Source organism: Moraxella nasicaprae, from assembly GCF_025643275.1.
GTDB lineage: Bacteria > Pseudomonadota > Gammaproteobacteria > Pseudomonadales > Moraxellaceae > Moraxella > Moraxella nasicaprae.
Map to the genome: position 1 here is coordinate 326,924 of NZ_CP089977.1, position 17,607 is coordinate 344,530.

At 44.8% G+C, this 17,607-nt stretch carries 12 protein-coding genes and 2 tRNA genes; 6 read left to right on the forward strand and 8 right to left on the reverse strand.

Features of this window, described 5'->3' with window-relative positions; translation table 11 throughout:
* Positions 1-24: 24 nt before the first annotated feature.
* From LU297_RS01390 to LU297_RS01410, 5 genes are all read right to left on the reverse strand, one after another.
* Entirely contained in the window at positions 25-2,178 is a 2,154-nt protein-coding gene (locus tag LU297_RS01390) for a M3 family metallopeptidase (RefSeq protein ID WP_263076637.1), read from the reverse strand.
* A 108-nt stretch (positions 2,179-2,286) separates the two neighbouring features.
* The gene (locus tag LU297_RS01395) at positions 2,287-2,667 is read right to left on the reverse strand and encodes a gamma-glutamylcyclotransferase family protein (protein WP_263076638.1); all 381 of its coding nucleotides are present in this window, start codon (positions 2,665-2,667) and stop codon (positions 2,287-2,289) included.
* A gap of 449 nt (positions 2,668-3,116) precedes the next feature.
* Positions 3,117-4,736, reverse strand: a complete 1,620-nt coding sequence (locus LU297_RS01400; protein WP_263076639.1) for an efflux transporter outer membrane subunit — start codon at positions 4,734-4,736, stop codon at positions 3,117-3,119.
* Positions 4,737-4,740: 4 nt separating this feature from the next.
* Entirely contained in the window at positions 4,741-7,887 is a 3,147-nt protein-coding gene (locus tag LU297_RS01405; RefSeq protein WP_263076640.1) for an efflux RND transporter permease subunit, read from the reverse strand.
* Between the two features lie 16 nt (positions 7,888-7,903).
* On the reverse strand, positions 7,904-9,304 hold the full coding sequence (locus LU297_RS01410) for an efflux RND transporter periplasmic adaptor subunit (RefSeq protein WP_432806274.1): 1,401 nt from the start codon (positions 9,302-9,304) through the stop codon (positions 7,904-7,906).
* Positions 9,305-9,829: 525 nt separating this feature from the next.
* On the opposite strand from LU297_RS01410, the gene LU297_RS01415 reads away from it, so the two are divergent.
* Both LU297_RS01415 and LU297_RS01420 read left to right on the forward strand, forming a co-directional pair.
* Positions 9,830-9,903: transfer RNA gene (locus tag LU297_RS01415), tRNA-Cys, on the forward strand.
* Between the two features lie 7 nt (positions 9,904-9,910).
* A tRNA-Leu gene (locus LU297_RS01420) sits at positions 9,911-9,997 on the forward strand.
* A 73-nt stretch (positions 9,998-10,070) separates the two neighbouring features.
* Here LU297_RS01420 and tsaA read toward each other — a convergent pair.
* Complete coding sequence (gene tsaA, locus LU297_RS01425; RefSeq protein ID WP_263076642.1) at positions 10,071-10,796, reverse strand: tRNA (N6-threonylcarbamoyladenosine(37)-N6)-methyltransferase TrmO; 726 nt, start codon at positions 10,794-10,796, stop codon at positions 10,071-10,073.
* A gap of 219 nt (positions 10,797-11,015) precedes the next feature.
* Between tsaA and LU297_RS01430 the strand changes: the two genes are divergently transcribed.
* Positions 11,016-11,789, forward strand: a complete 774-nt coding sequence (locus LU297_RS01430; RefSeq protein WP_263076643.1) for a ferredoxin--NADP reductase — start codon at positions 11,016-11,018, stop codon at positions 11,787-11,789.
* 58 nt (positions 11,790-11,847) lie between these two features.
* Here LU297_RS01430 and LU297_RS01435 read toward each other — a convergent pair whose 3' ends face one another.
* The gene (locus tag LU297_RS01435) at positions 11,848-12,282 is read right to left on the reverse strand and encodes an HIT family protein (protein WP_263076644.1); all 435 of its coding nucleotides are present in this window, start codon (positions 12,280-12,282) and stop codon (positions 11,848-11,850) included.
* 90 nt (positions 12,283-12,372) lie between these two features.
* Between LU297_RS01435 and LU297_RS01440 the strand changes: the two genes are divergently transcribed.
* The 3 genes from LU297_RS01440 (at position 12,373) to LU297_RS01450 (ending at position 15,757) form a co-directional block, all read left to right on the forward strand.
* A complete protein-coding gene (locus tag LU297_RS01440) occupies positions 12,373-13,044 on the forward strand; it encodes a hypothetical protein (RefSeq protein ID WP_263076645.1) in 672 nt (223 codons plus the stop codon).
* 151 nt (positions 13,045-13,195) lie between these two features.
* Positions 13,196-15,094: a dihydroxy-acid dehydratase gene (gene ilvD, locus LU297_RS01445; protein ID WP_263076646.1), complete on the forward strand. Its 1,899-nt coding sequence runs from the start codon at positions 13,196-13,198 to the stop codon at positions 15,092-15,094.
* 63 nt (positions 15,095-15,157) lie between these two features.
* Positions 15,158-15,757 carry a glutathione S-transferase family protein gene (locus LU297_RS01450; RefSeq protein ID WP_263076647.1) on the forward strand — a complete coding sequence of 200 codons (600 nt, stop codon included), beginning with the start codon at positions 15,158-15,160 and terminating at the stop codon, positions 15,755-15,757.
* 65 nt (positions 15,758-15,822) lie between these two features.
* Here LU297_RS01450 and LU297_RS01455 read toward each other — a convergent pair whose 3' ends face one another.
* Entirely contained in the window at positions 15,823-17,568 is a 1,746-nt protein-coding gene (locus tag LU297_RS01455) for a glutamine--tRNA ligase/YqeY domain fusion protein (RefSeq protein ID WP_263077301.1), read from the reverse strand.
* Positions 17,569-17,607: the final 39 nt, after the last annotated feature.

Below are 17,607 nucleotides of genomic sequence, written 5' to 3' on the forward strand. Positions count from 1 at the left end.
AGGGGTTTTGTCTCTTTGTACGCATCATTTGATGCCATATTTTGCCAATAAAGCGTCCAGCTTTGGCTCCCGACCACGAAACGCCACATACAGCTGCATTGGTGATTTTGAGCCACCATTCGCCAAAATCGTGTCCTGCAACCGTTTGCCAATCACAGGGTTTAGCACGCCCTCCTCTTGGAACTTGGCAAAACCATCATTGGCAAGTAATTCTGACCACAGATAGCTATAATAGCCCGCCGCATAACCACCTGAGAAAATATGGCTAAAATAATTGGGGCGACGCACAAAATCGGGCAAAGGCATGACACCCACCTGCTTGGTTGTATCCAGATAGACTTGGTTGGCGTATCCCTCTTTTGAGCCTGCCACATAATCAGTATGAATCTTCATGTCAAATAAGGCAAATTCAAGCTGACGACTTAGATTAAATGCCCCTTGATAATTTTGAGCCGCAATCAATTTATCCAGCAATTCGCTTGGTAGAGGCTTGCCTGTCTGATAATGCGATGAGATGAGTGGCAGGCTATGCTTATCATAGGTAAAACCTTCCATCAACTGACTTGGTACTTCTACTGCGTCCCATGGTACACCATTTAGCCCTGTCACACCCTGCACTTCCATCTGAGTTAGCATCAAATGCAAGCCATGTCCAAACTCATGAAATAATGTATTGGCTTCACTGTGCAGCAGTAGCGATGGCTGACCTTCGGCTGGTTTGCGAAAATTGCACACCAAAGTCGCCACAGGGATTTGGATTGAGCCATCAGCTCGGCGAATACGATCAACTGCCGTACTCATCCATGCACCGCCTCGCTTATTTTCACGCGTGTACAAATCCAAATAAAACGATGCTGAATGCTTGCCCATTGCATCATAAATGTCATAAAAACGCACCGATTCGTCCCAGACATCTGCCTTCGATTGTTTGATGGTAATGCCAAATAATCGTTTGGCAATCTCAAACAAACCTGATAACACTTTGGTTTCTGGGAAGTATTCACGCAGTGCTTCTTCGTCAAAATCATACAAGGCATTTTTTTGTTTTTCGCTATAATAAGCGATGTCCCAAGCATTGATTTTGTCCACATGATAATGCTGTTTGGCAAAGTCAGTCAGCTCTTTGATTTGCTCCTGAGCCTGACTGCGACTGCGATTGGCAAGCCCTATCAAGAAGTCTAGCACCTGTTTTGGTGAGTCTGCCATCTTGGTTGCCAAGGAATATTCGGCATAATTATTAAATCCAAGCAGCTGTGCCATTTTTAATCTTAATTCTAAGATTTCTTGCACCACAGGGTTGTTGTTCCACTTGCCAGCATTGACGCCATTTTCAGAGGCACGAGTGGCAGACGCTTCATAAATCTCCTGACGCAAAGCAGCATCGTCAGCATAAGTAATCACCGCCATATAACTTGGAATATCAAGTCCAATGCGATAGCCCTCTTCGCCCTTATTTTCGGCAGCTTGTTTGGCACTTGCCAGAGCAGACTCATTTAAACCTTTTAGAGCATCTTTGCTGACAGTCTTGCTCCAACCGTTCGTTGCATCTAGAACATTGTTGCTATAAGTGGTTGATAATTCAGATAATTTTGCATTGATTTTTGCCAATTCCTCTTGCTTATCTTTTGGCAAATCAATTCCCGATAAACGGAAATTTAGCAAAATATCATCAATCGCCTTTTGCTGTGGCACAGAATAACTGGCAAACTCTAAGGATTGTTTAAGCTTGCTTGTGGCATCAAATAATCCTTTGTGCATGCCACGCCAAGTATAAAAATCGGTCAATTTGGTGCGTGCATCATTATATGCCTGACGCAAATCGTCATCATTACGCAAAGAGTGCAGATTGCCCACCGCCGCCCAAGCGCGCTCGATTTTATCGTCCATCAATGCCATGGGTTCATAAAAATTTTGCCAAGTGGGTGCTGATTGGCTGGCGATTTGTTCAATCAACTGCTTGGATTGTTCAAACAAAAACTCCATCGCAGGCACGATGTGGCTGGGCTTGATGCGTGAGTATTTTGGCAAGGCAGAAAAATCAAGCAATGGATTGTCCGCCAACGACTCAGGAATGAGCAATGTGTTATCCGATAAAGTCGCCCAAGAAAAACTTGGCATGCCAATGGTACTCAATGCAGCCACACCCAATGAACCAGATAAAAATTGACGACGCTTCATAAAAACTCCTTGCGTATTATGATTAAGAAACAATGATTCCGTTTTACTGACATAAGACGATGACAGCGTTTTTATCTTAGCATAGTTTTTGGGCAGCTGCCAGTTGTTTTATGATTGTCGATATTGCTCCAATAAAGCCATCTTGTCATCATCATTGACCGACAAAGCATAAACCCATGCCGTCATACAACCACCATCATCACACTCTACCGTAACCAATTGGCGAGTATAGCCATCACCCTCAAAGTCGTCCAATGCCTGCCAATGCTCCGATAAATGTGGTGATGAAAACAAAAATCCCTCAATCCATGCACCAGCATCGTCAAGAATGACCGCAGGATAACCCTGAGTCGCTCCCCAGCCCATCGGAATTAAAGTACCACGAATACGCCCAGCGGTAAATTGACCGCCAATGTTGGTTAACCAATGGCTGTTGCTGCGATTTGGGGCAAGCGTGCCATATACAAAAAGATGATGAATGTCAGACATGAAGCGTTTTTCCTTAATAAGAGAATAATTAGTGAAAATGACTGTTTATCGCACAAAAGTTTTTTATTTTTTAAAAAGCAAGGCAAGACAAAAAGCACAGCTGATTGGATAAATTTTGCACCTTTTAATGGCATTTAAGATTATCGTGCTTAACTTGGCAACTGGCTATTTTTGTACCTATAATGCTCAACAACCGAATAAAAACATCATATTGCATGAAGAAAAGACGATTGTATCATAGATTTATTCAAATCAGGTATCACAAGACAACCATCTGCTGACAAAAAATCAATTTCAGCAAAAAGCCACTTTTATTCTTTGGTTAAAGAATGAAAAAAATAAGCGATTTTGTCTTGTTAATGCCACTCAAATGCTTTTTTATTGATGGCACAACCCTCACACCACATCAATGAAAAAAACACCCACCAAAGTGAGTGTTTTTTTGAAGATTATCGAGCTGATTGGGTTGGCTGAGCGATATTAGGCACTGGCTCTGGGGCTGGTTGGGCGATTTTTGGTTGTTCATCGCTTTCAACCACCTTAGATTCAATGACAATCGGTTCTGACGATTGACTTTGATTTGCCAGATTTGCCGTACGCATTGCGTTTTTTTGCGTTTCAAATTCAGCAATTTGGTCAGCCGTCAGGCTAGCACCACCACCCAACGCTTGATATAGCTGGACTTGGCTGAGTGCTTTTTGTAGCTCCAACTGCAAAATCCCCTGCTGATTGGCAAACAAGGTACGCTCTGCATCAAGCACATTAAGATAATTATCCAAACCTGCACGGAATCTGGCGTGTGCGATATTATAGGTTTGTTGATAATTTTTTTGTAGCTTGTATTGCGATTCTAATTGATGACCAAGGGTTGCACGCACAGCCAGCACATCAGCCACTTCTTTAAAGGCGGTTTGAATTGCCTTTTCATAAGAGACCAAAGCACTCTTTTGAGCGATTTGTGCCATTTCATAATTAGCACGGCGATTGCCTGCGTCAAAAATTGGCAGACTAATGCTTGGTCCTAATGACCAGCCCAATGCACTACTGCTAATCAAATCACTCAAACTACTACTGCCCAAGCCTACGCTGGTGGACAGCGAGATTGATGGGAAGTAAGCAGCACGAGCCACATTGATGTTCGCACCAGCCGCTTTTAGAGCGTGTTCTGCTTGAACAATATCAGGACGATAATACAGCAATTCGCTAGGCAATCCTGTGCTAAACAGCGTTTGTGTCGTGATGTTGTTCACCGCCATTTCTGGCAAAAGCTGATTTGGCACAGGTGTGCCAAGTAATAACTGCAAGGCATTGCGAGCTTGCAAGATACCAGTGTCAGCTGAATAGATTGCCAGCTTGGCAGCTTCCAGTGAGCTTTCAGCTTGCAGGCTTGGCGACTTAGAGTCAATGCCTGCACTAAAACGACGCTGAGTAATCATCAGCGAATGCTCACGAGTTTTTAGCGTTTCAACCGCTAATTGTCTTTGAGCAAGTGCGTAGCTTAGATTGACATACGCCTGCGCCACCGCAGAAATCAAAGAAATCTGCACCGAATCTTTGGCGGCGTTGGTTGCCAAAAAGTTGTGCAATGCCTGTTCTTTTTGACTGGCAACCTTACCCCACAAATCAAGCTCATAGCTTGACATGGCAAGATTGACATTGTAGCCTGCCATCGAATTGGCATCGCCTGAACGAGCCGAACGAGTCGCTCCGCCAGCCAGACCCACTCTTGGTAGGTCGGCTGAATCAGTGATTTGATATTGTGCTTTGGCACTTTGAATGGCAAGCAAGGCTTTTTGTAAATCCTTGTTGTTTTCCAAAGCCAGCTCAATCAATGATTTTAGCTTAGGGTCAGCATAAAACTCCTGCCAACGCATTGAGGCAACACTGGGTGCCTCAGCAACGCTGATGGTCTCATTATCAAGCACAGGATAGCTGCTGTCCAAAGCAACATTTGGCACTGCCAAAATTGGCGTACTGGTGTCCAGCTTCTTTGGAATACTGCTGCACGCAGCCATCGCAAGGCTCAATGCTGATAGCGTCAATGTACGCAACATTTGATTTGTTTTCATTGAATCAGTCCTTATATTGAGCGGTGGCGGTTTTGGTGGTCGCCTTGTACGGGAAGATGGTACGAATCCACACATAGAACATTGGGATAAAGAATACACCCAGCAAGGTTGCTGAAATTACCCCACCCACAACGCTTGTACCAACCGCATTTTGGCTGCCTGAGCCAGCACCTGTCGCCAGATACAATGGCACAACACCCATACCAAAGGCAAGCGATGTCATGATAATCGGACGCAAACGCATACGAGCCGCCATCATCACAGATTCTTTCAAAGATTTACCAGACTCTTGTAATTCTTTGGCAAACTCAATAATCAAAATGGCGTTCTTGGCAGACAGACCTACGACCGTCAATAGACCAACCTGTAAGTACACATCATTTGCCAAACCTTTAAATGCCGTTAATAGCACTGCACCCAAGACACCCAGCGGAATAACCAACAGCACCGAGAATGGCACAGACCAGCTTTCGTACAATGCCGCCAAGCACAAGAATACCACTAGGATTGATAAGGCATACAATAGCGGTGCTTGACCGCCCGATAATTTTTCTTGAAGTGACAAACCTGTCCATTCATAGCTGATACCATCAGGCAGCTGAGCAACCAGATTTTCCATCGCAGCCATCGCCTCACCCGTACTCTTACCTGGTGCTGCTCCGCCTGTTAATGCCATAGATGACAAGCCGTTATAACGGGTCAGGCTTGGACTACCGTACTCCCAACGACTAGACGCAAACGCATTTAGGCTAACCATCTCGCCTGCGTTATTGCGTACATACCATTTGCCAATATCTTCTGGTACGACACGGCTATCTGGATTGCCTTGCATATAGACTTTTTTGATACGACCACGGTCGATGAAGTCATTCACATAGCTACCGCCCCATGCTTGTGCCAATGTGGCATTGATGGCTGAGATTGATACGCCATAAGCAGAGGCTTGTTCTTGATTGATGTCCACTTTTAGCTTAGGAGAATCCTCCTGACCGTTTGGACGAATAGATGCAATGGCTGGGTCTTGCATTGCCATACCCATCAACATATTGCGAGCTTCTAGCAATTTTTCATGCCCCACGCCGCCAGCATCTTGTAACTGCAATTCAAAACCACTGGCGTTACCAAAACCTTGAATGGCTGGTGGTGCCATTGGGAAAATCAAACTGGCCTCTGGAATCATCATATTTAGTGCCATTGCACGACCAGCAATCGCTTGGGCGGAATTTTCCTTACCAGTACGAGCCTCCCAATCTTTTAGCTTCACGAATGCCATACCAGCATTTTGACCACTACCCATAAAGCTAAAACCAGAAATGGTAAATACCGATTCGATATTTTTCTCTTCTTGGCTTTGGTAGTAACCAGCCAGCTTGTCCATCACTTGATTGGTTTGATTAAGCGTTGAGCCAGGTGGTAGTTGCACCAAAGTCATCACAGAACCTTGGTCTTCTTCTGGCACGAACGAGCTTGGCAATTTCATAAAGACAAAGCCCATGCCACCAACGATGAGTGCATAAACCAACAAATACACCAATTTGGCAGAATAAGTCTTGCCCACAAAACTTTCGTATTTTTGACTGGCTTTATAAAACGCACGGTTAAACCAACCAAAAAAGCCTTTTTGGCTATGAATATCATGATGCTTTTTGCGTTTTAGAATGGTGGCACAAAGTGCAGGTGTGAACACCAAAGCAATCACGGCTGACAACATCATACTGGTAATCAAAGTTACCGCAAACTGACGATAAATTACCCCTGTTGAACCGCCAAAGAAAATCATCGGTACAAAGACTACTGACAGAATCAACGCAATACCAATGATGACTCGGGTAATCTCGCCCATCGATTGTATGGTTGCGTCAAACACTGAGATATCAGCATTTTCTTCTAAGATACGCTCCACATTCTCCACGACAACAATAGCATCATCGACAAGCAAACCAATGGCAAGCACCATCGCAAACATCGTCAAAATATTGATGCTATAACCAAGCAAACCAAGCACAGCAAAAGTACCCAAAATAACCACAGGTACTGCCAAAGTTGGAATGATGGTGGCACGCCAGTTTTGTAGGAACAAGAACATGACTAGGAAAACCAGCACCACCGCCTCAATCAGCGTCTTGACCACTTGCGTGATTGACAAACGTACAAATGGCGTGGTGTCATAAGGCACAAACATACTTAGACCCTGAGGGAAATTGTGAGACAACTGATTTAATCTTGCCTCAACCGCCTCACGAGTTTCCAAGGCATTTGCACCAGGTGACAGCATGATTGCCACACCAGAAGCTGCCTTGCCATTATACTGAGCTCTAAATTGATAGTTTTCACTACCCACTTCCACATCAGCCACATCGCCAATGCGAACTTTTGCCCCTGATGCGTCTGTTTTTAGAAGAATGTTTTTAAACTCTTCGGCAGTTTGCATATAGCTTTGAACACTAACGGTGGCATTGATAACCGCACGATCTTGCTTGGTTGGTAGTGTTGCCAACTGACCTGCTGACACCTGCACATTTTGTGCTTGGATAGCAGTGGAAACATCGGCTGGTACTAAACCATAAGCACGCAGTTTTTGAGGGTCAAGCCAAATTCGCATCGCATAAGGCTCACCAAACACATTGATACTACCCACACCTTCAACACGGCTTAGCGGATCAACAATATTGGTGTTAATATAGTCAGCGATGTCGGTTTGGTCCATCTTACCATCTTCTGATGAAAAACCTGCCACCATCAAAAAGTCACTAGACGACTTTTGAACAGTCACACCCATTCTTTGTACCATTTCTGGTAATGAACTGGTGGCTGATTGTAGCTTGTTTTGGACTTGAACCTGAGCAGTATCAGGGTCTGTACCATTTTCAAAAGTCAAGGTCACAGAAGCAGTACCTGTTGATGACGAATTTGATGACATATACATCAAACCGTCCAAGCCTTTCATCTGTTGTTCAATGACTTGGGTAACAGAGTTTTCAATGGTCTCAGCATCTGCACCAGGATAAACGGCATTGACAGAGATGGTCGGTGGGGCAATCTGTGGGTATTGCTCAATCGGCAAACCACGAATGGATAAAATACCCACCAACATAATCAAAATGGCAATCACCCATGCAAAAATGGGTCTTTGAATAAAATAACGAACCATATCTCACCCTTGCCAATTATTGCTGTGCTGGCTGATTTTCAGCCTGCTCTTGTGGGCGAGCCATTGGTACAGCTTGTTTGGCTGCTGGCTCAGTTCGTTGTTGTGCTTGTGGAGCAGGAGCCGCTGGGGCTGCCTGTGCAGGAGCGACTGGGGCAGCACCTGCTGATGCGTTTGCCTCCAAACTGGCTGGCGGCAACTCTTTGACATCAACCTCTTGGTCTGGTTTGACTTTTGCCCCGCCAATCACCACCACACGGTCGCCATTGGCAATGCCACTGGTTACAATCCAGTTGCCATTATAAGTGCCAGCCGTTTGAACATTTCGCACTTCGATTTTGTTTTGGGCATTAACCACATAAAGCTGGGTTTCGCCTTTTGGTGTACGCATGATTGCTGTTTGTGGTAATAAAGCAGCACTATGCACCACTGACTGAATCAAACGAGCATTGACATACATACCTGGTACCAACACTTCGTTTGGGTTTGGAAATACTGCACGCAAGGTCATTGCCCCTGTCGCTTTATCCACTTTGGCGTCCGCCAATGTCAAACGACCAATCATCGGATAAGTCTGACCATCTTCTAGCACAAGCTGAACTTCGGCACTGCCACGACCTGCTTTGCCAGATTCGATTTGCTCACGCAAACGCAACATCTCAGTCGATGATTGGCTGATGTCCACAAACACCTGATTGGTGCGAGTGATGGTCACCAGTGGTGTTGCCTGATTTGCCGCCACTAACGCACCTGCGGTTACTGCTGAAATGCCTGCATAGCCACTGATTGGTGCTTTGACGATGGTGCGATTTAAATCCAGCGTACTGGCATCAAGATTTGCCTTAGCACTATCAACTGATGACATTGCCCCTTGAATGGACGAATCCGCCTGAGCCACAGCTGCACGAGCCGCCTCAACGCCCGCCTCTGCGGTACGCACTGCGGTTACCGCTTGGTCGTATTGCTGACGAGAAATCGCTTCTACTTCTAGCAAACCATCAAGACGAGCCAAGTCTGCTTTTGCTTGTTTTAGCTGAGCTTCTTGGGCAAGTAGATTTGCCTGCGATGAGGCTTTGGCAGCTTGGGCATTTTGGACAGCTGACTGAGCATTTTGAATGGCTGCCTCACCTGCACGAATTTGGCTGGTATAGCTATCCACATTGATGCGATACAAAGGCTGACCTGCTTGCACATAACTGCCTTCACGGAATAGCACTTCATCAATGATGCCTGTCACCTGTGGGCGTACATCAGAACTTTCGATAGCCGCCACACGACCTGAGAAGGTCTGAATCACAGGCACAGGTTGCAGATTGATGGTTTGCACATTGACCACAGCTTTTGGCATTTGTTGTTGTGCCGCTGCCGCCGCTTGTGCCGCCTGTTCATCTTTGCCACAGGCGGACAATCCAGCAACCATACCTGCCATCACAGATGCCATCATGACTGCTTGTAATTTTAGTTTCATAATTTACCTATGTATTAGTTTGCGTTGATACAGATAAAAATGATTTTATTAAATTTTAAGGCTTTGACTGCTCAATCTTTGACAATCAATTCAAGCAAAACCTTAAAACCCAAAAATCTGATTGACAGCTCAGTAATAAAACAACTTCATCATGATGTCCATCAATCATGCGTTTAACCATTGACACACTTTTGATATATCAATCAACCAAAATTTGATTATAAATTTTAATATTTTTATTCATCAATTTTGGTGTACGATTGCTAACACAAAAATAAAATGGCTAACAGACTATTATACTGAAAAATCCCAAAAAATAAGTAATTTTTTTTACTCCATCGTCCACAAAAATCACTTGATTTATCAGAAAAATTGTGTACAAAGTACGCACGAAAAACATTTTTTGAATTTTTTTTATAAAATTGAAAAAAATGCTTGTATTTTTGAAATTTTTTGGTAATATATCGCACATTGATTGGCTGGATGGCAGAGTGGTCATGCAGCGGACTGCAACTCCGTGTACGCCGGTTCGATTCCGACTCCAGCCTCCAATTCTTTGCCCGGGTGGTGAAATTGGTAGACACAAGGGATTTAAAATCCCTCGCTCTTTTGAGCGTGCCGGTTCAAGTCCGGCCCCGGGCACCACCTATTAAAGCCTTGATGATTCAAGGCTTTTTTATTTGCACCAAATAATCCCTCCACCATCAAGCTCATCATCTTATGACATGAGCGAAGCAATATCTCTGACATCATCAATCATCAGTACGCCATCATCAATCATCATAAAAGCAATATCCACCTGTTTGTACCGCATTGTAAATGACTCATTGCAGTGCGTCTGACGATAAGCAGGTCTTGGGTCTTGGGCAATGAGTGATTTGATGATTTTAATATCCGCCCAATCAAGATGACCCATCTGACAAAATTGCTCAAACAAGGCTTGTGCTGCCTGCGTCATAAAAACAGGTTTGATGACTGGCGTGTCAATCTGCTCACTGCTTGCCGTCTGAATACTATCTGCAAAAGGCAGGTACGGCTTGACATCAACGATGGGCGTGCCGTCCGCCATGTCTGCTCCAATAATGTGCAACCTTGCCAATCCATCAACCACCTGCACGCCAGCAAGCTGCACCACTGACAACCCAAGCTGAGATGGTCTGTACATACTGCGAGTGGCAAACACACCCATTTTGGCATTACCGCCCAAGCGTGGCGGTCTGACTTGCGGACGAAAATTGGCTTGCTCACGATTATGATGAAACTGCCACATCACCCATAGATGGCTGTATCGCTCAATGCCCACAAATGCAGCTGGCGTACCAAATGGCGACTCAAATTCGATGGTGCTTGGTACATCGACCAGATTGGGCTGTCTAGGAATACCAAATTTTTCACTCAATGGCGAGCGATGATAAGCAATGATGGGTAATTGTAAAAAATTCATGACAACCTAATCTTTTGTTCGTGTTGTTCTAATCAAAGCAAAACATATGAGCGTGGCATTATACCACACCCCATCCATGAAAATACGCAATGATTATGGCGAACCGTTCTCATTTATGCTAAAATGATGGGTACTTATTCCAAAAATACCCTAACACATTTTGCCAAGCATCGCTATGATAGGTCAGATTTTTTGCGATTGCTTGTGATGAGGATTTTTATGTCAAAATTCATTACCGAAACCGTTACCTATGTTCATCATTGGAATGACAGCCTATTTACCATCAAGACCACTCGTGGCGACAGCTTGCGTTTTCGCAATGGCGAATTTGCCATGATTGGCATCATGGTGGACGGCAAGCCGTTGGCTCGTGCCTACTCCATCGCCAGCCCAAACTGGGCAGAAGAATTGGAATTTTTTTCCATCAAAGTGCCAGATGGCCCACTAACCTCTCGCTTGCAGCATATTCAAGTTGGTGATGAACTCTTAATCAGCAAAAAACCCACAGGCACACTGGTGCTAGATGATTTGCTGCCTGGTAAGCATCTGTACATGCTGGCAACTGGTACAGGGCTTGCACCATTTTTGTCATTATGCCGAGACCCAGAAGTCTATGAACGCTTTGATAAAGTGATTTTGGTACATGGCGTGCGTCATGTTGATGATTTGGCGTATCGTGATTTCTTTGAAAACGAGCTGCCTAATGACGAGATTTTTGGCGAGTGGGTGCGTGAAAAATTCATCTATTACCCGACCGTCACTCGTGATGAATTTAAAAATACAGGTCGTGTGACAGACTTGCTTAAATCGGGCAAGCTGTTTGAAGATATTGGACTACCACCCATCAATAAAGACGATGACCGTGTGATGATTTGTGGTAGCATGGCGATGAATGCAGACACCGCCGCCATCTTGGACGAGTTTGGCTTGACTGTATCGCCACGAATGGGTGAGCCTGCTGACTATGTGGTCGAAAGAGCCTTTGTTGGCTAATCTTCTTTAAAAACAAAAATTGGGTCAATATTGACCCAATTTTTTTGCAATTCATCATTTATTTGGCATGGATTTGATGAGCAAGCTCCTTAGCAAGTGCTGCCAGCTCATCATGATTTGCCATCTTGTTTGGGGCTGGATCTCGACTGATGTTATAAAGGTTGGTTGGAATTAGGTGCAAGTGATAATGAAACACCGACTGCCCAATACTGCTTCCATTTAGTTGCAATGCAACCGACCCCTCTACACCCAATACTTTTTGCTGAGCTTTCATCACTTTTTGGGCAGTGGCAAGCACAGCAGCACCGTAGTCTAGTGGCAAATCAGCAAGATTGACCGCTTTGCATTTAGGAATCACCAGCACATGCCCTCGTGTGTCAGGCATGATATCCATGAATGCCAAAGTCATCTCATCTTCATACACTCTATGGCAGGGAATTTCTCCACGCAAAATCTTGGAAAAAATGTTGTTGTCGTCATAAATTTGACTCATTGGATTCTCCATCAATCATTACAAAAACGCATTTTATTTTAACACGGTTTTTGTGTTATAGTAGTATTTTTTGGGTTCAAGGCAATCTTAATGACAAGCGAACAGACATCACTGATTTTACAAGAATTATTAACCGATGAATCCATCGCTTTTCGTGTGCATAATGTCAAAATCAGCAAGCTATCTGATGAGGTGGACTTGCCACAGATGTTTTTGGCTCATTATAGCAGTCTGGACGAAGAGATTCGAGCCAGTACGCCACTGAGCGACCAACTACTTCGCCATATCAATCAAATGATGAATGCCAATCAAGCCAGCACACTACTAGGCTTACCAGCTGGAACCGTTCGCCCTGCTCATCACATCAAAATCAACGGCACGGCAGTCATCGCCCATCATGATTTATCCATTGCTTTACACCTGTCATTCACCAATACCGCCAAATCCAGCCAAGCGGTCTATGGGCAAGATGTCAGAGCCTTGATTGAAACACAAGCCAATGCTTGGCAATTTGCTGGCAATGTCAATCTACTACACAAATCAAGCAAACACACACTCATCAGTCAGGATTTGCACGACCAGCAATTAACCATCAAGCCTAGTGATGGCTATATTCGCCTACCCAACAGCCACGCCCTTGCCACAACGCACACGCTCAATACCTTAAAACACACCACACCATCACAACTGACCCACCTACAACAAGCCATCATCGAAAAAATCATGGCAACTTTCGATGAACAGCAAGAAATGAACGGTTAGTATTGGTGGTCATTTTTTATAAAATATTTTTATGATTATCATAATAAAATAAACTTAAAATGATACATGACGCCCTTTTTAAATATGCTAAAATAGGTTCGTCATAGCCAGTTATTACTAGCCCAATCTTAAATAATCAGGAAAAAATATTATGCCAACTTACCGCTCCAAAACTTCTACATCAGGTCGCAATATGGCAGGTGCTCGTGCCTTGTGGCGTGCCACAGGTATGACCGATGAGGATTTTAATAAGCCCATCATCGCCATTGCCAACTCCTTTACCCAGTTTGTGCCTGGACACGTGCATTTAAAGGATTTAGGGCAACTGGTCGCTCGTGAGATTGAAAAAGCAGGTGGTGTCGCCAAAGAGTTTAACACCATTGCTGTAGATGACGGCATTGCAATGGGGCATAGTGGTATGCTTTACAGCTTGCCAAGCCGTGATTTGATTGCCGACAGCGTAGAATATATGGTTAATGCCCATTGTGCGGACGCACTTGTATGTATTTCCAACTGCGATAAAATCACCCCTGGTATGCTGATGGCGGCTTTACGCTTAAACATTCCCACCATTTTTGTCTCTGGCGGGCCGATGGAGGCTGGTAAGGTCTTGGCAAGTGAGCTTGCGGACGGACATACCACGCACGAGACCGTAACTTCTGATGACGGCAAAAAAGTGCGAAAGTTGGATTTGGTGGACGCAATGATTGATGCAGCGGACGACCTTATCAGTGATGAAGATGTGGCTAGCGTGGAACGCTCGGCTTGCCCCACTTGTGGCAGTTGTTCTGGTATGTTTACCGCCAATTCTATGAACTGCTTAACCGAAGCCTTAGGCTTGTCTTTACCTGCTAACGGTTCACTCTTAGCCACGCACGCCAAGCGAAAAGAGCTGTTTTTACAGGCAGGCAGAATGATTGTTGAGCTTGCCAAACGCCATTATGAAGGCGATGATTATAGCGTTTTGCCAAGAAGTATCGCCACCAAGTCGGCTTTTGAAAATGCAATGAGCCTTGACATTGCAATGGGCGGTAGCACCAATACCATTTTACACCTTTTGGCGGCTGCACACGAGGCAGGCGTGGACTTTAAAATGGCGGACATTGACCGTCTGTCTCGCTCTGTACCGTGCCTATCCAAAGTCGCCCCTGCGACGCAAAAATACCATATGGAAGATGTCCACCGTGCAGGGGGGGTAATGGGGATTTTGGCAGAATTAGACCGAGCAGGACTGCTGACGACCGATGTACCAACCGTGCATTCCCCCACCTTGAAAGACGCTCTTGCCAAATGGGATATTATGAATCCTGACAATGTCGAGGCAAGAAACCTTTATATCGCCGCCCCTGCTGGCATTCGCACCACGCAAGCATTTAGCCAAAACCGTGAATGGTCAAATCTTGATGTCAATCGTGAATCTGGCTGTATTCGTAGTAAAGAATTTGCGTACAGTCAAGACGGTGGCTTGGCAGTGCTGTTTGGCAACATTGCCGAGCGTGGCTGTGTGGTTAAGACGGCAGGCGTGGACGAAAGTATCCTTAAATTTACAGGGCGAGCCAGAGTCTTTGAAAGCCAAGACAGTGCGGTGGAGGCAATCCTTGCCGACCAAATTGTCGCAGGCGACATTGTCATCATCCGCTATGAAGGCCCCAAAGGCGGGCCAGGTATGCAAGAAATGCTCTATCCGACTTCTTATTTAAAATCAAAGGGTTTGGGTAAGGCGTGTGCGTTGCTCACAGACGGCAGATTTAGCGGTGGCACATCAGGGCTGTCTATCGGACACGCAAGCCCAGAGGCGGCAGAAGGTGGTAATATTGCCTTGGTGGAAGAGTTTGATACCATTATCATTGACATTCCAAACCGCTCTATCCACCTAGATGTTACGGACGATGAGTTAAACGCACGCCGTGAAGCGATGAACGCAAAAGGCAAACAAGCGTGGAAACCTGTCAATCGTAAGCGTGAGGTTAGCCAAGCCCTACGAGCCTATGCAGCCCTGACCACCAGTGCCGATACAGGGGCGGTCAGAGATGTGAGCCAAGTAGAATAAATCTGATAAAAGCCGTTATTTTAACGGCTTTTTTATAAATCTTTTAACCCATTCGGAGTAGATATGCACACACTTTACACCAATGCCACCACGCCTTATGGCAGAATCATTCTTTTGGTCGCCAAGTTATATCAAGTTGATTTGGAACTAAAATCAGTTGCACCCTTTGAACTACCAACAGAACTTACTAAGCTCAATCCTTTTAGCCAAGTGCCGACTTTGCTGCTGGATAATGGCGATGTGATTACTGAAACACCGCTAATTTTACAAGCCATTGCACCCCAGCTTTATGCCGACAATCCAGAATACAATCTACCCAAGCTGGCAAAAGCCTTAGGTATTTTGTTTCAGGGTGTGCGAGCAATCTCACTGACCAGATTGGCAGATGGCGACAGTAACAGCCACCCATTTATTGCTCGCTCTTGCCAACTGCTAAAAAATACCCTGCCCGACTTACCTGTGCTAAATGCAGACAGTCCGCATTGGGGAGATAAGATTTTGATGGCAGCATTGGCTTGGATTGAGTTTCGCTTGCCAGAAGTTTATGCCACGCTAAGTGATGACAATAAACAAGCGGTCGCAGAATTTTCCCAAACAGAGCTGATGCAAAAAACCAGCCCACAAGCCCTAGAACAACTACCAAGTCATATTAGCCAGCTTTAATCCACTAATCACACCAATAAAAAATCTCTCTTTATGAGAGATTTTTTATTGAACAACTTAACCCATCATTCAGGCTTGAAGCTGTCTTTTAGACCGACAATCTGATTAAAGACTGGCTTGTCGCTGGTATGTTCAACAAAGTCAGCCACAAAGTAGCTTTCTCGCTCAAACTGAAAACGCTCGCCTGCCACAGCTTTTGCCAAATCTGGTTCGACTACCGCCTGACAGATGGTCAAAGAATTGGGATTTAGGTGCTGTTTAATCCAAATCGTATCCGCATCATCGCCATCTGTTGCTGCTGGCAAATCAGCAATCTCATCATCTTCAAGCAATAGATGTTCATACAAACGAACCGTTGCAGGCACACCATGCGTTGCCGATACCCAATGAATCACGCCTTTAACCTTGCGACCTTCTGGATTGTTACCCAAAGTCTTTTCGTCAATGCTAGCAATCAGCTCAACCACTTCGCCCTGCTCATTTAGGATGTGCTCATCAATTTTAAGCACATAACTATTACGAAGACGAATCTCTGGATTTTCTGGCGATAGACGCTTATAACCTGCTGGCGGATTGATTTGATAATCTGCTTGGTCGATATAAATGGTCTTGGTAAATGGAATCTGTCTATTGCCCAAATCCAAATTTGGGTGCTTAGGCTGACTTAGCCATAGTACACCATCGGTTAGCGTGGCAACGGTTTTTTCAGATTTTAAGGCATCAAAATTCGCCACCGCTTCATCAAAATTTTTGATGGTCACTTTTAATGGTCTTAGTACCGCCATGCCACGAGCAGTATTGTCTTCTAGCGATTTACGCACGCTAAATTCCAGCATACGAAAATCCACCAAACCATCAGATTTGGTAATACCCACTCGCTCACAAAAATCTTTTAGACCTTCTGGCGTATAGCCACGACGACGCATACCTGCCACCGTTGGCATTCTTGGGTCATCCCAACCTGTGACCACACCCATCTCCACCAAGCGTTTTAGTTTGCGTTTTGAAGTGAGCGTGTGGTCGATGTTCAAACGACTAAATTCATATTGGTGGGGCGGATTGTCAAAACCAACTTTCTCAACCACCCAATCATAAAATGGACGATGGTCCTCAAATTCAAGTGTACACAACGAATGCGTAATACCCTCCAAAGCATCAGACAAAGGGTGTGCATAATCATACATTGGATAAATGCACCATTTATCGCCTGTCTGATGATGATGAGCATGCATCACACGATAAATGACAGGGTCTCGCATATTGATGTTAGGGTGCGTCATATCAATCTTGGCACGCAACACCGCCTGACCTTCGGCAAACTCGCCTGCACGCATCTTTTCAAATAACGCCAAATTTTCAGCCACGCTATGATTGCGATAAGGCGAATCCTTACCCACCTCCCAAGAAGTGCCACGATTGGCTTTAAGTTCCTCAGGGCTTTGTAAATCAACATAGGCATCGCCTTGTTCGATGAGCTGTACCGCCCACGCATACAACTGGTCAAAATAGCCAGAAGCATAACGCACCTCGCCCTGCCAATCAAAACCCAGCCACTGAACATCTGCTTTGATGCTATCAACATAATCTTGTTTTTCGGCAGTTGGGTTTGTATCGTCAAATCGCAAATTACACGCACCGCCAAATTCTCCTGCCACACCAAAATTTAGGCAAATTGATTTTACATGCCCGATATGTAGATAGCCATTTGGCTCTGGTGGAAAACGGGTCAAGATACTTTGGTGTTTGCCAGATTGTAAATCTTCACGAATGATGGTACGAATAAAATCATTTTTTTCGGTGGTGGTAGAAATGTCGCTCATTTGGCTTAATCCATATTCTTTCGTCATAAA

Coding starts and splice junctions, on each gene's coding strand:
- LU297_RS01390 (WP_263076637.1), bottom strand. CDS start 2,178: ATGAAGCGTCGTCAATTTTTATCTGGTTCATTGGGTGTGGCTGCATTG.
- LU297_RS01395 (WP_263076638.1), bottom strand. CDS start 2,667: ATGTCTGACATTCATCATCTTTTTGTATATGGCACGCTTGCCCCAAAT.
- LU297_RS01400 (WP_263076639.1), bottom strand. CDS start 4,736: ATGAAAACAAATCAAATGTTGCGTACATTGACGCTATCAGCATTGAGC.
- LU297_RS01405 (WP_263076640.1), bottom strand. CDS start 7,887: ATGGTTCGTTATTTTATTCAAAGACCCATTTTTGCATGGGTGATTGCC.
- LU297_RS01410 (WP_432806274.1), bottom strand. CDS start 9,304: ATGGTTGCTGGATTGTCCGCCTGTGGCAAAGATGAACAGGCGGCACAA.
- tsaA (WP_263076642.1), bottom strand. CDS start 10,796: ATGAATTTTTTACAATTACCCATCATTGCTTATCATCGCTCGCCATTG.
- LU297_RS01430 (WP_263076643.1), top strand. CDS start 11,016: ATGTCAAAATTCATTACCGAAACCGTTACCTATGTTCATCATTGGAAT.
- LU297_RS01435 (WP_263076644.1), bottom strand. CDS start 12,282: ATGAGTCAAATTTATGACGACAACAACATTTTTTCCAAGATTTTGCGT.
- LU297_RS01440 (WP_263076645.1), top strand. CDS start 12,373: ATGACAAGCGAACAGACATCACTGATTTTACAAGAATTATTAACCGAT.
- ilvD (WP_263076646.1), top strand. CDS start 13,196: ATGCCAACTTACCGCTCCAAAACTTCTACATCAGGTCGCAATATGGCA.
- LU297_RS01450 (WP_263076647.1), top strand. CDS start 15,158: ATGCACACACTTTACACCAATGCCACCACGCCTTATGGCAGAATCATT.